Origin of the sequence: Hyphomonas sp., assembly GCF_022844445.1 — a bacterium.
In the GTDB taxonomy this organism is placed as follows: domain Bacteria; phylum Pseudomonadota; class Alphaproteobacteria; order Caulobacterales; family Hyphomonadaceae; genus Hyphomonas.
This window is the reverse complement of record NZ_JALHLS010000015.1, coordinates 1-15,566: the sequence shown is the minus strand read 5'-3', so window position 1 is coordinate 15,566 and position 15,566 is coordinate 1. Positions and strand designations below refer to the sequence as shown.

General features: G+C 64.9%; 13 protein-coding genes. 11 read left to right on the top strand and 2 right to left on the bottom strand.

Annotated elements, in window-relative coordinates:
- Positions 1-120: 120 nt before the first annotated feature.
- Entirely contained in the window at positions 121-1,557 is a 1,437-nt protein-coding gene (locus Q0C17_RS14850) for a serine hydrolase domain-containing protein (RefSeq protein ID WP_291207935.1), read from the bottom strand.
- A 118-nt stretch (positions 1,558-1,675) separates the two neighbouring features.
- On the opposite strand from Q0C17_RS14850, the gene Q0C17_RS14845 reads away from it, so the two are divergent.
- Complete coding sequence (locus tag Q0C17_RS14845) at positions 1,676-2,893, top strand: winged helix-turn-helix domain-containing protein (protein ID WP_291207934.1); 1,218 nt, start codon at positions 1,676-1,678, stop codon at positions 2,891-2,893.
- Positions 2,894-3,209: 316 nt separating this feature from the next.
- Here Q0C17_RS14845 and Q0C17_RS14840 read toward each other — a convergent pair whose 3' ends face one another.
- Positions 3,210-5,111 carry a DUF3604 domain-containing protein gene (locus Q0C17_RS14840; RefSeq protein WP_291207932.1) on the bottom strand — a complete coding sequence of 634 codons (1,902 nt, stop codon included), beginning with the start codon at positions 5,109-5,111 and terminating at the stop codon, positions 3,210-3,212.
- Positions 5,112-5,257: 146 nt separating this feature from the next.
- Between Q0C17_RS14840 and Q0C17_RS14835 the strand changes: the two genes are divergently transcribed.
- The 10 genes from Q0C17_RS14835 to trbL all read left to right on the top strand — a co-directional run.
- Positions 5,258-7,162 carry a DUF3604 domain-containing protein gene (locus tag Q0C17_RS14835; protein ID WP_291207930.1) on the top strand — a complete coding sequence of 635 codons (1,905 nt, stop codon included), beginning with the start codon at positions 5,258-5,260 and terminating at the stop codon, positions 7,160-7,162.
- Positions 7,163-7,165: 3 nt separating this feature from the next.
- A complete protein-coding gene (locus Q0C17_RS14830) occupies positions 7,166-7,990 on the top strand; it encodes a peptidyl-prolyl cis-trans isomerase (protein ID WP_291207928.1) in 825 nt (274 codons plus the stop codon).
- Entirely contained in the window at positions 7,987-8,979 is a 993-nt protein-coding gene (locus Q0C17_RS14825) for a HupE/UreJ family protein (protein WP_291207926.1), read from the top strand. Before Q0C17_RS14830 ends, Q0C17_RS14825 begins: the two co-directional genes overlap by 4 nt.
- Positions 8,980-9,259: 280 nt before the next feature.
- Positions 9,260-9,721, top strand: a complete 462-nt coding sequence (locus Q0C17_RS14820; RefSeq protein ID WP_291207924.1) for a potassium channel family protein — start codon at positions 9,260-9,262, stop codon at positions 9,719-9,721.
- Between the two features lie 211 nt (positions 9,722-9,932).
- Positions 9,933-10,913, top strand: coding sequence for a P-type conjugative transfer ATPase TrbB (gene trbB, locus Q0C17_RS14815; protein ID WP_291207922.1), 981 nt, complete (start codon positions 9,933-9,935; stop codon positions 10,911-10,913).
- A 12-nt stretch (positions 10,914-10,925) separates the two neighbouring features.
- Complete coding sequence (locus Q0C17_RS14810) at positions 10,926-11,261, top strand: TrbC/VirB2 family protein (protein WP_291207920.1); 336 nt, start codon at positions 10,926-10,928, stop codon at positions 11,259-11,261.
- Positions 11,258-11,512: a VirB3 family type IV secretion system protein gene (locus Q0C17_RS14805; protein ID WP_291207918.1), complete on the top strand. Its 255-nt coding sequence runs from the start codon at positions 11,258-11,260 to the stop codon at positions 11,510-11,512. Before Q0C17_RS14810 ends, Q0C17_RS14805 begins: the two co-directional genes overlap by 4 nt.
- Positions 11,506-13,971 carry a conjugal transfer protein TrbE gene (gene trbE, locus Q0C17_RS14800; protein WP_291207916.1) on the top strand — a complete coding sequence of 822 codons (2,466 nt, stop codon included), beginning with the start codon at positions 11,506-11,508 and terminating at the stop codon, positions 13,969-13,971. Before Q0C17_RS14805 ends, trbE begins: the two co-directional genes overlap by 7 nt.
- Positions 13,958-14,674, top strand: coding sequence for a P-type conjugative transfer protein TrbJ (trbJ, locus tag Q0C17_RS14795; RefSeq protein WP_291207914.1), 717 nt, complete (start codon positions 13,958-13,960; stop codon positions 14,672-14,674). The genes trbE and trbJ overlap by 14 nt, the downstream gene beginning before the upstream one ends.
- Positions 14,675-14,679: 5 nt before the next feature.
- The coding region (trbL, locus tag Q0C17_RS14790; protein ID WP_291207912.1) for a P-type conjugative transfer protein TrbL at positions 14,680-15,566 on the top strand (887 nt) is incomplete at its 3' end.

The window sequence follows — 15,566 nt, the reverse complement described above, 5'->3', positions numbered from 1 at the left end:
GACGAGTTCGACAGGCTTCGGGGCGCTGAACCGTGAAACCGCTGGCGAAGCCGGCGGGAGCTTGAAGAGTTTCAGGCCGTCGGTCAGTTTTTGTCCCGGCTGGCGCGATGACCATGCAGCTCAGTTGAACCAGATACTGATTTCGCTGTTGGATCCGATGCGGGCCTCAAAGGCATTGTTGCCTTTTGCGCGCAGATCATAGACGCCCGCCGGCGTGACCAAAGCGGCGCGGTCGAGGGAACTATCCGATGAAACCGCGATGACTTGCAGCTCGTCTGCATCCTGCTGCGGGAACGAATTGAGCCAGACGCCAAAAGCGTTGGTCGCGGAAATCCGGCCGCGGCAAACCCCTCGGTCCAGCTCGAACCTTGCCCTACCCTTGAACGCTTCGCCTTTGAAGCTGCCTTCAAATCCCGTCGCAGCGAGCGGACAGGGCACGCCCGGTTCTGGATTGGCCGCGGCGCGGAAGGGTGCGACCAGCATCAGGGCTGTCTGCTCGATCGAGGAGGTCCAGCTCGCGTTGGACAGGATGCTCACGCTGTCGCCGCTCCCCGGATAGAGGATAAGTGCGCTGCGCGCGCCGTCGGTAACGCCCGCATGATGCGTGAAGGCAGCGTTGTCCTGATCCCGGCTGATCCGCCAACCAAAGCCCACCTCGGCATCCTGGCTGTGGCTTACGACCGATCCGTCATCCAGCATCACCGGCGTCCACATCATGTCGCGCGTTGCCGGCGAAATGACTGGCCCTGATAAAACGCGGGCACCAAACAGTGCCAGATCGCGCGATGAGCCAAGAAATCCGGCGCCGCCCCAGGAGTAACTGAAATCGTGCGGCGCAATGGGCGCCAGGCTGCCGGTCGCACCGAATTTGTATCCGGTCGCCGTGTTTGGGCCGCTGCCCAGTTCAGGTCGGATGTCGAGGCCATAGAGGAGGACGCGCGAAACATATCGGAGAAACGGTTCGCCGGCGCTTTCTTCCACGACCGCGCTGAGCAGGGTGTAGCCGTAAGAGCTGTAGTGGTAGGCAAGGCCGGGTCTGGCGAGCAGGGTCCGGCCCGAGAAAACGCCAACTGCATCTTCAGTTGTGTCAAAGTGCACGCCGCCGCGCCCTGCATCCACGTCCTGGTAGTGCGGAATCCCGGACGTGTGAGCCGCCAGCTGGCGGGAACTGATGGGCGGCCAGGCACCCGGCAGATAGCGCACGATGGATTGCACGGGCGCATCCAGGTCAAGGTCGCCGTCTTCGGCCAGCCGCGCAGCCGCAGTGGCAGTGATCAGCTTTGAGACGCTGGCCAGACGGAAGGTCGTATCGGCATCGACAGGCAAGGCGCGTTCGACATCGCGCAGTCCGGCAGATCCGATCCAGACAACCTCGCCCTCGCGAACAAGCGCCGCTGACATGCCCGGAACCCCGTTGGCTTCCACAAGCGCCTCAAGGATCGTATCTGAAATTCGGGCAGCGTCGCTCTCCCCACCGGTTTCTGCAACGGCGCTGTTGTGCAGAGCGAAAGCGCTGGCGGCGCCGAGAACGATCTTCCAGTGCAGGTAGGCAGGCATATGTTTTCTCCTGTAAGGGCGGCGGTGACGGCGCCGGTTTGACACCGGAAGGTGGGGCCCTGAGACTTGCGCCTGCAAGAAAATCTTGGTGAAGCTCGGAAAAGGGTGAGATTTATCAATGACTTCGAGTGACAGCCCCGCGCACGGACGCCTCGACCTTTGTGTCCGCACCCGGAGTGTTCGCTTCGCCGGCCGCGAAGCAAGATTGCCTGACCTTTCGTTCCGCCTGCTTCAGGTGCTCGGCGAGCAGGCGCCCGAGGACGTCAGCTTCGAGCAGATCGAACGGGCTGTCTGGGGCGCGCAGGTCACACGCGAGACCATCAAGCAGCGGGCAAAACTGCTGCGCGAAGCCCTGGTCGGACTGGGCGTGCCGGAGGAGGTGATCGCCTCTGCGCGCTCTGTCGGATACCGCCTGACTGTCCCGGTCGGGGCCTACAGCGCGTCCCTCCAAAAGACGGCCGGCGGGCGGTTCGGCCGCGTGCGGTCGTTCGCCGCTGTGGGGGTGCTGCTGGCAGCGTTCGCCCTTGCGACTGCGGCGACCGGCATCCTGTGGCAGGAGCCAGCCGGCACGCTGCAGGTCGCGGTTGTCGAGGCGCCGCCAACGCGCGGCGTTGACGCCGCAGCAACGGGCCATGTGGCCCGGGATCTTTCGAGCTATCTTGCGGGCCTGGAAGGCGTTGATGTGCTGGCAGGCGCGTCACCGGCCGGGCGGGCAAGCGACCTGATCGTGGATCTGGCCATAACTGGACAAAGTCCGGAGTCTCGCCTGTCGCTGCGGCTGATCGATGCGCATAGCGACCTGATCCTGTGGGCCGAGGACTACCCGTTTAATCCGCTGGACTACGAACGCTCGCTGGCTCACTTCGCCAGCAATGTGCATACCAATGCCAACACGCTTAGCCTGAGGCTCGGGCGAAACGGCCAGGACCCGCAACCGCGCGCTGCCCGGGAAGAGTACGAATTGATCCTTGGATTGACGCGCGGCGCAGGCGAACAGGATCTGCTGGTGGCGAAGCGCCGCCTCGACATATTGGTCGGCAAGCACCCTTCATTTGTTCTCGCCCGGGCGCTGCGTGTTCGGGTCGTGGCCGATCTGGTCCTGCGTCATGACCATGACGAGCAGCTTGCGGCGCACGCTGTTGCAGAAGCGGGTTCACTGGTCGAGGCCTACCCGTTTGCGGCAGATTTCAAGTACGCACTGGCGCGCGCCCTGCTTGCCTCAGGCAATGAGGCCGCAGCCTTGGCGAACCTCCAGGCCGCTGCGCGCGACCTCCCCTTCCTGAAACGAGATATCCAGGCCCTGGAGCGCCAGATTGCGGCAGCGAGCGCGGGCTAGCCTATGCGCCGGATTGAGTTTGATGCCTTGGCGGCGGTCTTCGGCGAACTCTCGACGGGATCGGGTCTGGCAAGCCGGCGGCTGAACTGAAGTGCGACGGCCACCGGCCGGCAACAACAATCGCATCCAGCCTCACAGCGTCGTTCCAGTGCTTGAAACGTTCGGGATCGGCCGCCGCGCAGGATCCGGGCCTTTCCAGCGACCGGCTTGAGTTGACATCCGACCCTTCAGGCAAACCCTTATCAGCCGGAGCCGCCAGAGACCCCGCGCAACGCGCTGTTGTCCCGGATCGGCGGCACCTGTTTGAACCAGGAATTCAGTCGACCCAGATCGGCGATGTCCAGGCCCGCTCCTGCAAGGTTTCCGGAAGTGCCGGATTTGGCGGCGTGCCTGCCCGCACGGCGTCCCACGTGCTCCAGCGGCAGGTCGGGTTTTCGAGAACGCGGACGTAGTAGGCCACCTGCTTACCCTTCACCCAATCCGGGTCGCGCCAATGCGCCTTGAGGTCATTGGCGCCGCTGCCCGGCTTGGTCTTGCACGTCGTGACATCGACAGCGGAACCATTGTCGGGACAGCGGTGTGTGCGGCCATCAGGTTCGGCGCCGCCGGAGCAGGCGACGTCGTAGATCGCTTCGCGGGCAGCCCCGCCCTCTTCCCAGACTTTCACGATCTGAAGCCTCTGAAGCGGCGCGGACAGCGGATCGCGCATGGCCCAGGCAATGAAGGCGGGCGCCGCATCGCCCGGACCGCGCGTCAGGTTGCCTCCGATCGGGACACCGCGGGCATAGGCCTGCTCGAGAAGGTCCGGCGCATTCAGCAGATCCGCATCATAATCGCCCGCAAACAGGCGGACACTGATCCTTGGCCCACTGGTGCCGAAGGTTTCCCGGCGGCGCATGGCGTCGAACAGGGAATCGCGTGTGTTCGACTCTGCCCAGACGCCGGCCAGGCCGCTCGCGCTGTACTTGGGTGCGGCCAGGAGGCGCCGCGAGTCTGCTGCCGGCACATCGGCCCAGCTGGCATAGGCTTCAGAAAGGACCGACTGGCGCGCGACGGGGCCGGCGCCGTCCTGAGGGAACTTGCCCCAATAGACTTCCTCTGAAAAATTTCCTGCGGCGATGTGTGTATCGCTCGAGCCGATGAACCCGACAGCGTAGGGGTTGAAGCCAATTTCGGCTTCCAGGGAGATCCCCCTGGACAGCGCGCGGCGGACATAGTCGCCTTCATTGACCGTCGCCCGCATCTCGCTCCCGATAAACTGGTCGTAGAGCTCAAAGTTGGCCCATTCGTCATTCGGAGAGTAGTCCGGATGCGTCTCGGACGTGCCCTTGATCTGGGTGATTTCGACGAGCGGTTCGTTGGCAAGCCGTGTTCGCGCCCAGGTCTCGTCAACCGGTTGGCCGGCATAGGTTTCAAGCGCGAACATGCCGCCATTGGAGGCATTGGAATTGTGCGGGATCGCCAAGGCATCGTGGCCTGCATCGCGCTGCTGCTGCATCCAGGCCCAGAGGTCTTCGGGATTGGTGGACTGCAGTGTCGAAAAGATCTGGGCGGGCGCGGATCCCTTGAAGATGACATTGCGGTGCAGGTTCCCGGCGGCGCCGGCATCGGCGCTGATCACCTTCATCGCGGTGAACTCATACCCGGCAAAAGTGGTGAACTTTCCCGGATCGTTGAAACGCTCGGCCGCGTCCACTGTCTTGGCCCAGACCGAGTCCATCTCGCCCTGGTCGTTGATCTCCTCGATCGGCTGTCCGAGTACGAACGAAATGCCGATCTGCTGAAAGACCCTTGCGGCGTCCTGCGCGTTCTTGCCAAAGGCAATCTTTGCCGTCTCGGTCTGGGACAGCGGATTGCCTTCGGTATTCATCGCCGGGACGATGCCGAGGTATTCTCCGTGATCGGTCACCGCGAGAAAGTCGAGCGGCGGTCCCTGAAGCTGGATGTCATATCCTGCATCCGCGCGGATTTTCTCGCCCTTGGCAAACCTGTAGGCGTCGTCCGGTGAACTGCGAACGCCAAAGACATAGGCGTCGAAAGAGTTCGATGTGTGGACGTGCAGGTCGCCGAAATAGGCATTGCGGGTTGCACTGAAGGCAACGTCTGGTGAGGCGGCGTTTGCGACGGGGTCCTGTGCAATATCGGTCCGCGTATCATCCGGCGCAGCGCAAGCGGCGAGCAACGCCGCCAGAGTCAATGAAGCTGCTCTGATTTTCATGGCTTTTTTCGCTCCCCGCGTACGCCTTGTTTTGCCCACTTTAGCCCAATCGCTCAGGGAGCAAAGCTTTTCGTTGCCGGGCCGGGCGGTCCGGCCTTACGGTGCGCGCAAAGAGACGAAAGTCCAGATCCTGGGGAGGATACAAAATGCGAAGACTACTCGCTCTGGCGATTGCGCTTGGATTGACGGGGTGCACCGCGCCGCAAATCGACGAGGCTGGATTGAACCCAACGGCCAGCGCGGACAATTCCATCGCGCCGGCTCAAACGCCCGGCTACAACAGCGACCGGAACGCCTATTTCGGCGATATGCACATCCATACCCGAAACAGCTTTGACGCCTACATCTTCAATGTGCGCCGGACACCCGACGACGCCTACAGGTTTGCCAAGGGCGAAACCATCCGGCATCCGGCCGAGTTCGACATGACGATCGCGGGCGGCCCGCTCGATTTCTATACCGTGACCGACCACGCCGAATACCTCGGTGTCCTGCCCGCGATGAATACACCTGGTAACCCCTTGTCCGAGGTGGCGCGCGCCAAGGACATGTTCTCAAGCGAGCCCGAGAAGATCCAGGCGGCGTTCCAGGGCGTGGGCACATCCGTGCGCACCGGCGAACGCATCGAAGACATATACGACGAGTCACTGATCAACTCGGTCTGGGCGGACACGGTCGCAGCCGCCAACCAGCATAACGAACCAGGGAAGTTCACGACCTTTGCCGCGTTCGAGTTCACATCTGTCGGAACGCTTGCCGACGACGGAACGTTTGGAGGGGCAAACCTGCATCGCAACGTCTTTTTCCGGGGCGAGGCGCCAGTGCGGGTCTTCTCGACCCTGGATTCGACGAACCCGGAAGATCTTTGGGACTGGATGGACGGCCTGCGCAAGGCGGGAATCGAATCGATCGCGATCCCGCATAACTCGAACGTATCGGACGGACAGATGTTCCGTCTCGAGACGTTCGACGGCGCACCGCTGTCTGCAGACTATGCTGCCCAGCGCATGCGCAACGAACCGCTCGTGGAAGTGACGCAGGTCAAAGGAACATCCGAAACCCATCCGGAACTTTCCCCAAACGATGAATGGGCGGATTTCGAGATCTATGACCGGCTGCTCGGCGTCTACACGGTCTCGCGCACAGAGGGCAGTTACGTCCGGCAGGCCTATCAGCGCGGCCTGGAACTGGCTGAGGAAAGAGGCTTCAATCCCTTCCATTTCGGCCTTGTCGGAGCATCGGACTCCCACGTCGCAGGCGGTTCATTTGCCGAAAGCGACTATTGGTCGAAGATCGGGATTGTCGACGGGACGCCTGTCACGCGCGGCTCTATTCCTGCCAGCGGCGCCCCCGACTGGTCGGACCAGCCCGATTCCCTTCAGGTGAACAATGCCCGGGAATGGTTTTCCCGCTGGAGCGCGTCTGGCCTGACCGGTGTCTGGGCGGAAGAGAATACGCGGGATTCAATCTTCGATGCCTTTCGGCGCAAGGAAACCTTCAGCACCACCGGCCCCAGAATCAAGATCCGGTTCTTCGCAGCTGATGCGTTTGGCAAGGATATCCTGAAAGCGCCCGACCTTGTCGCGCGTGCCTACAAGGCCGGCGTGTCCATGGGCAGCGACCTGATGGGACAGTCGAAAGCTTCACCCGAATTCCTGGTCTGGGCGCAACGCGACCCCGGGTCCGCGCCGCTGCAGCGTGTTCAGATCGTGAAGGTCACGCGCCAGACAGAGACGGTCTTCGATGTCGCCTGTGCGTCGGGCGCGCCTGATGCATCGACCCATCGCTGCGCCGACAATGGCGCGGGCGTTGAATTGACGACGTGTACGCCGACCGGTGAAGGGGCGGCTGACCTGCGGACGCTCTGGCGCGACCCTGAATTCAAGGCATCGGAACACGCGGCTTATTATGTCCGTGTACTGGAAAATCCGACATGTCGATGGTCAACCTGGGAAGCGATGCGCAACGGCACGCCGCCAAGGCCGGATGTCGCAGCCACAATCCAGGAGCGGGCCTATACGTCGCCCATCTGGTATATCCCGGCGAACTGATCCGTGTTTCAGAAACTCCTTCGCGATCCGCTCGTTCACTTCGTTGGAGCAGCGTTGCTGGTTTTCGGCGCCGCCCCGTTCGTCATTCCGTCCAATGGCGGCGAGGACACCATCCGGCTCAGCCGGGCCGATATCGAACGGCTCGCTTCTCTTTATGCCGCGGAAACCGGCGCACCGCCGGGCCCGGACGACCTGCGGGCGCTGGTTATCGACCAGGTCGAAACACTGGCTCTGGCGCGCGAAGCCAGGCGTCTCGGCCTTGAAGACGGCGACGTCGTCGTCGAGCGACGCCTGGCGCAGAAGATGCGTTTCATGGTGGATGATCTGGCGAACCCGGCCGACCCCGGCCCGGCCGAGCTGCGGCGCTGGTTCGACGAAAATCATGCACGTTTTGACCTGCCCGCGACGTTCAGCTTTGACCATGTCTACTTTCGCCAGGCCTCTGATCCGCGCGCCGCGCAGGCGCTGACCACGCTTGAAACCAGGCCATCGACCGACTGGCTTGGCCAGGGCGATGCCTTCATGCTGCAACGCCAGTACGGCGCACTCCCGGTCCGGGAAGTCGCCCGACTTTTCGGGACTGAGTTTGCTGAGGCATTGGCCACACTGCCGCCCGGCACCGCCTGGCATGGACCGTTGAACTCGGCGCTCGGCACACATCTTGTCCGCGTGACAAAAGTCTCTCCGGCAGAGTCTCCGGATTTCGAAGCGGTGCGCGACGACGTTCTTGAACAGTGGCGGGCCGAGGCGCGCCTTCGCGCAAACGCCAAAGCGGTGTCGGACATTGTCGCCCGCTACAAGGTCGAGCTTGAGGGCGCCGCACCGTGATCGCCTGCTTGCGGATCGTCATTCTGCTGCTGGCGGGCTGCCTGGCGGCCGGGGCAGCACGGGCACATGAGGTCAGGCCGGCCTATCTCGACATCGCACAAACGAGTGATCAGGTTTACGCCGTGATCTGGAAGCAGCCAATCCTGGGCGAGCGGATCCTGAGACTCGAGCCGGTTTTTCCCGAGGACTGCGTACGCAGCGCAGAGGCAGCCGAAAATGTCGGCGGCGCTCTGGTGCGCCGCTTCACGGTGTCGTGCTCACTTGAGAACAGGCTGATCGAGATTGCGGGCCTGGAACGCACGATGACCGACGTCTTCCTCCGTCTCCAGACCACGGACGGAAAGACATTCTCGGCGGTGCTGCGTCCTGGATCGGCGTCAGTCGCGATTGCCAGCGAACGCAATCCCGGCGTGCTTGCCTATCTGCAGATTGGTGTCGAACATATTCTCTTCGGATGGGACCACCTCTTGTTCGTTGCCGGACTTGTCCTGCTCGTACAGCAGCGCCAACTGATTGCGACGGCAACCGCGTTTACGCTTGCGCACTCGGTAACGCTGTCGCTGGCGGCGCTCGCGGGCGTCCAGCTGCCCGGAACACCGGTCGAGATCGTGATTGCCCTGTCGATTGCGCTGATCGGACTTGAATCGATCCGCCGCATGCGCGGGGATGAAGGGCTGAGTGCCCGCTTTCCCTGGGCGATTGCCTTCGGCTTCGGTCTCATTCACGGCTTCGGCTTTGCGGGCGCCCTCGCCGAAATCGGACTCCCGAAAGGCACTGAGGTCCTCGCACTTGTGCTCTTCAATCTCGGCGTCGAACTGGGCCAGATCGCCGTGATCGGCGTTCTGCTCCTGACAGGCTGGCTGGTGAAACAGGTTCGGCCAGGCCAGCTTTCTTTGCTGCGACATGCCGGAGCCTATACCGTCGGGATTGCCGGAACCTACTGGGCGCTTGAACGCGCAGCGCAGGCGCTTGGCGTGCACTGGGCTTGAGGCATGGGCAAGTTGCTGCCCCAGTGACCAGGCGAAATCTGCGTTACCCGTGATGCACACGACGTCGCCGCCTCGACCAGTGTGATTCAAGACACTGAGCCGCGGGATATTGTGCGGACTGAAACGGCCGAAGGTCACGGCGAGGGACATTTCTTGTCTCGACTGAGGCTGCCTTATCTGCGTGCTCCGGCAGATACCCCGTGCCGCCGAGCCGGCTCTTCTGCAATTCTTCGCCGGCGGCCGCTTTCGAAGCCCAACGATCCGGTGTACCCGGAATGTGATGTCTCAGGAACTGATCCACCTCGCCGAAAACCTCCTCGTCGCCAGCGGCATGGTCGCGGTTACCGTGCTCGTCCATTTCTGGGGGTTCATCCTCCTGACCTATCTCATGCAGCGCAGCGGCAAGCGCCTGAGGCCGCATGAGAACCGGATGGGCCAGGCGGCCCTGATCCTGCTCGTCGTGTTCGGCATCTTCGGGCTCCACACTGTGGAGATCTGGCTTTATGCCTCGCTCTACCTCGTCCTTGGGGAGATGCACCTTCTCGAGGAAGCCCTCTATTTCTCGACCGTTACCTTCGCCTCCCTCGGTTTCGGCGACATTGTCCTCTCCCCGCGCTGGCGACTGCTGAGCGCCATCGAGGCCGCCAACGGCGTCATCCTGTTCGCCTGGTCGACGACGTTCCTGCTCGGTGTCAATTCCCGCCTCCGCCTCCTCGAACACGACTGGCTGGAACGCAAATGAGGGCGCCAGGACCGGGCGCGCACACGCACCGGTCGGGCTGGCGATAGCCGGCCCCGTATTCATCCGGGGACTGACGGCCCGCTCCTGTGCCACGCGCCCCTGCCCCTGGCTTCCCAGTCTTTCCCTCGGCTGCCCCCGCCATCCCTGGGCTCCGGCTTCCGGGCGCAGGCTGCCTGCCTGACACTCCCTGCCAACAGGGAGGCCGCTGGAGATGCTGGCGCATTCGAGATCACCCGAGACCGGCGCCCGCCAGCAGGCAATGCTGCGCACAGCCTTCGAAGGCCCCGTCCGCGAGGCGCTGGAGGCGGCCGACACCCAGGAGATCATCGCCAACCCGGACGGATCGGTCTGGATCGAGCGCGCCGGTAGCGGCCTGGTACAGGCCGCCGGCCGCCTCGGCGCGCCGGAGCGCGAACGCATCATCCGCCTTGTGGCCTCCGCCGCGGGCGCGCCCTGCGACCGGCTGCGCCCGATCGTCTCTGCCGAGCTTCCGGGCACGGGAGAACGCTTCGAAGGCATCCTACCGCCCATCTCTGAAGCGCCCTGTTTCGCCATCCGCAAACCCGCGCCCGCGCCGTTCAGCCTTGATGACTATGTCCAGTCCGGCGTCCTGGCACCGGCGGTCTCGCTCGCCCTGCGCAAGGCGCTCACCGACCGCCTGAACATCCTGATCGCGGGCGGCACCTCGTCGGGCAAGACAACCTTTGCGAACGCGCTCCTCACCGAGCCGGCGCTCGCTGCAAACCGGATCGTTATCCTCGAGGACACGCGCGAACTCGCCTGCACGGCGCCGGACGTCACCCAGCTGCGCGCGCAGCCCGGCAGCGTTTCCCTGCGCGACCTCGTGCGCTCGACGCTCCGCCTTCGCCCGGACCGCATCATCGTCGGCGAAGTGCGCGGCGGCGAAGCGCTCGACCTCCTCAAGGCCTGGAATACCGGGCACCCCGGCGGGCTTGCCACGCTGCACGCCAATTCCGCGCAAGGCGTCTTCTCGCGCCTCGAGCAGCTCGTTGCCGAAGTGACGACCAGCCTGCCGATTGGCCTCATCGGCGAGGCGATCGATGTCATCGTTTTCCTGTCGCGGGCCGGCGGCGTGCGCCGCGTCGAAGAGGCGCTCCGGGTCACTGGCTTCGACGAAACGGGTTACCGCACCGAGCCACTCGCTGCGCCGGACCTGGCGCTTATCCACTGAAAGGCAGGTCCCATGCTCTACCGTACCGCTGACGCCCTGAACCGAAGCCTCCAGTGCGCCCTCATCCTCACCTGCGTAGCCGCCCTGCCGCCCGCCGCCCACGCCGCCGGTTCCGGCATGCCCTGGGAAGGCCCGCTTGACCAGATCCTGCAGTCCATCGAAGGCCCGGTCGCCCGGATCGTCGCCGTGATCATCATTACACTGACGGGCCTGACGCTTGCTTTCGGCGAGACCTCGGGAGGCTTCCGCAAACTGATCCAGATCGTGTTCGGCCTCTCGATCGCCTTCGCGGCGACATCCTTCTTCCTGACCTTCTTCGCCTTCGGCGGCGGCGCGCTGCTGCCATGACCGAGGGCTATGAGATCCCCCTCCACCGCTCGCTTGCCGAGCCGATCCTGATCGCCGGCGCGCCGCGCGCGGCCGCAATCACGATCGGCACGCTCGCCGCCGTGCTGGCGCTCGGGCTGCGCCTCTGGATCCCGGGCCTTGTGACCTGGGTACTCCTGCATTCGGCGGCCGTCTTCCTCGCCAGGATCGATCCGGAATTCCTGTCCGTTGCGCTGAGAGCGGCCCGCCACAGGGAGCATCTTGCATGCTGAACCTTGCCGAGTACGCCCGCAAGCCGCGCCTGCTTGCCGACTACCTGCCCTGGGCCTGCCTTGTCGCGCCGGGCATCGTGCTCAACAAGGACGGGAGCTTCCAGACAAGCTTCCGGTACCGTGGCCCGGACCTGGAAAGCTCCACCGAGGAAGAGCTCGTCGCTGTCTCCGCGCGCGTCAACAATGTATTGCGCCGGTTCGGCTCGGGCTGGGCGCTGTTCTTCGAAGCGGTCCGGCGCAGCGCCGGGCGCTATGGCGAGGACAGGTTCGCAAACGCTGCCGCCTGGCTCGTCGACCAGGAACGCGCTGCAGCGGCTGACGAAGCGGGGGCCCGGTTCGAGAGCGAGTATTACCTGACCCTCCTCTGGCTGCCCCCGCCGGATGCCGAAGGCCGGGCCGAGCAGATGCTGGTCGAACGCCCGCCGCGCCCGGAAGGCGCAGGCTGGCGCCAGGCGCTCGAACAGTTCGAGACCCGTGCCGGCCAGGTGCTTGACCTGCTTGACGGAACGCTGGCCGAGATCACGCCGCTCAGCGACGACGAGACGCTCACCTACCTCCACACGACCGTGTCATCGCGCCCGCACAGCGTGGCGACGCCCGAACTCCCGGTCTTCCTGGACGCGCTCCTCGCCGACGAGCCGTTCACGGGCGGCCTCGAGCCGGCGATCGGCGAGGCGCACCTGCGCACGCTCAGCGTTCTCGGATTCCCCGGTACGACGCTCCCGGGCCTGCTCGACGAACTGAACCGCCAGGGCTTTGCCTACCGGTGGGTGACGCGCTTCATCGCCCTCGACAAAACCGACGCGCTGAAGCTCCTGACGCGCAAACGCCGGCACTGGTTTGCCAAGCGCAAGTCCGTCAGCGCGCTGGTGCGCGAGACGCTCTTCCATGAAGAAACCGTCCTCGTCGACAATGACGCCGCCAACAAGGCCGCCGACGCCGACGCCGCTCTCCAGGAACTCGGCAGCGATTTTGTGGCCTACGGCTATGTCACGACGACCCTCACCGTCGCCGACCCGGATCCGGCGCGCGCGGCCGCAAGCCTGCGCGCCGCCGAGCGGGTTCTCAACACGCGCGGGTTCACCGTCATCCGCGAAACGCTCAATGCGGCCGAAGCCTGGCTTGGCAGCCTGCCCGGCCACGCCTATGCCAATGTCCGCCGCCCGGTGATCAGTACACTGAACCTTGCCCACCTTGTTCCCCTGTCTGCGGTCTGGGCCGGCGAGGCGCGCAACGCGCACCTGTGCGCGCCGGCCCTCATCGAGGCACGTACGGACGGCACGACGCCGTTCCGGCTCAACCTGCATGCCGGTGATGTCGGCCATACGCTCATTGTGGGGCCGACCGGGGCCGGCAAGTCCGTGCTTCTGTCGCTCCTTGCCCTGCAATGGACACGTTACCGCGGCGCCCAGGTGTTCATGTTTGACAAGGGCGGCTCTGCCAAAGCGGCCATGCTGGCGATGGGCGGAACCTGGATGGCGCTCGCAGCCGGCGGGCGCGCCGCCCTTCAGCCCCTCCGCGACGTCAACACGCCGCGCGGCGCGGCCTTTGCCGCCGACTGGCTCGCCGGCCTCTGCCGCGCCGAAGGCCTCGACCTCGAGCCGCGCCAAAAGTCGGCGATCTGGGAAGCGGTCATGGCGCTTGCCGGCGCGCCCGAAGCCGAGCGGACGCTCACCGGCCTCAGCCTCCTCGTCCAGTTGCCCGAGCTGAAATCGGCGCTCGCTCCGTTCACCCTCGAAGGCCCTTACGGCCGCCTGCTGGACGGCGACGCGGACGAGCTCGCGTTCAGCCGGCTAGCCTGTTTCGAACTGGAAGCCCTGATGCAGTATCCCGCCGCCGCGGGACCGGTGCTCACCTACCTCTTTCACAGGCTGGCCGACCGGTTCGACGGGCGGCCGACCCTCCTCCTGCTCGACGAAGCCTGGCTCTACCTCGATCATCCGGTGTTCGCGCCCCAGATCCGTGACTGGCTGAAGACGCTCCGTAAACGGAATGTCGCCGTGGTTTTTGCAACCCAGTCCCTCGCCGATATCGAGCGCGCCGCGATCGCGCCGGCCGTCATCGATGCCTGCCCGGTGCGTATCTTCCTTCCGAGTGAGCGCGCGCGCGAGCCCGTGCAGGCCGCCACCTATCGCCGGTTCGGGCTGAATGCACGCCAGGTGGACCTGATCTCGGAAGCGGTACCCAAGCGCGACTATTATTTTACCTCGCCGCTTGGCAACCGCCTGTTCGAACTCGGGCTCGGCCCTGTCGCACGCGCCTTCTGCGCAGCCTCCACGCCCGAAGACCAGGCCCGGATCACGCAGGCTGCCGAGGCAGAAGGCCCCGGCGGCTTTGCCGATGCCTGGCTGCGGTTACAGGACCTCAGCTGGGCCGCAGACCTGCTGCCGGCCTGGCCGGGCGCGGAAGCGGCAAGCCAGGACACCTGCCGGATGGAGACAGTCGATGAAGCGCCTTGAAACCTGCCTGACGATCCTCTTTTCTCCACTCCTCGTCTCGGCGCCGCAGCTCGCGTTCCCGCCGCCGGCCGCGGCGCAGGTCTCTGTCTATGACCCGGCCAACCACGCGCAGAACATCCTGCAAGCGGTCCGCGCGCTGCAGGAACTCGACAACCAGGTCCGCCAGCTGACCCACGAGATCGACATGATCGAAAAGATGGCCCGCGATCTCGAGGCGCTCCCCGTCAATGTCGCACACGCGGTCATCCGTGACCGGATCACCCGTATCGAGGCGATCATCCGGGACGCCGAAGGTATCGGCGTCAGCGTTGACGCCGAGGACGCGGCTTTCGAAGCCGCCTTCCCGCACGCCTATGGCGAAACGCCGCCCGGCGCCGCAACCCTCCTGGCGGACGCGCGGGCGAGATGGGAGGCTTCCCGCGCGGCCCACAAGCATGTCCTCCTGATTGCGGCTGAGGCGCGCGCTGGCAACAGCGCCGACGCCGACGCGCTGGCCGGTATCATCACCGAGAGCCAGGGCGCGGCCGGAAACCTCCAGGCCCTGCAGGCCGGCAACCAGATCAGCGCCCTGACCACCCAGCAGCTGATGCAGGTTGAGGCGCTGCTTGGCGCCGCTGCCCGCGCCGAAGCCATCGAGCGGGCGCGTGAACTCTCCGAAGCCGAGCGCGGGCGGGCCCGCCTGGACGCTTTTCTCAGGGACTGAATGTCATGGAAGAGATGGATGTCATCGACCGGTTCCTCGAAACCTTCATCGCCTATATCGATTCCGGCTTCGGCCTCCTCGCAGGCGATGTCGCCTACCTCACGACCACGCTGATCGCCATCGACATCACGCTCGCCGGGCTCTTCTGGGCCCTTTCAGAAAACAGCGATGTCATCGCCGGCCTCATCCGCAAGGTACTCTATGTCGGCTTCTTCGCCTGGCTCATCGGCAATTTCCAGCTCCTGTCCGCCATCCTGTTCGAGAGTTTCGCGGCGCTCGGGATCAAGGCCGGCTCCGGGACCCTGACGCCGGACGACCTGATGCGGCCGGGCTACATTGCCGGCGTCGGGTTCGAGGCCGCGCTCCCCCTCCTCGACGAGGCCGGCGGACTGCTCGGCCCCGTCGCCTTCTTTCACAACTTCATCCTGATCGCGGTCCTGCTGGTCGCCTGGGCCATCATTCTCGCCGCCTTTTTCATCCTCGCTGTCCAGCTCTTCATCGCCATCCTCGAGTTCAAGCTGACGACGCTGGCCGGCTTTGTGCTGGTGCCCTTCGCGCTCTGGAACAGGACGGCGTTCCTGGCAGAGCGCGTGCTCGGCAATGTCATCACGTCCGGCATAAAGCTCATGGTGCTGGCCATCATCATCGGCATCGGATCGACCCTGTTCTCGGCCGTCACGGACGCCTTCACGGGCGATGAGGACATCACGCTCGCGGACGTGATGGGTACGGTCCTCGCCGCCACGGTCTTCCTCTGGATGGGTGTGTTCGGCCCCGGGATCGCCTCCGGTCTCGTGACCGGCGCGCCGCAGCTCGGCGCCGGCTCTGCCGCCGGCACCGCCGCGGCGGCGGCGGCGGGCATCGTCCTGGCAGGTGCAGGATCTGTGGCGGC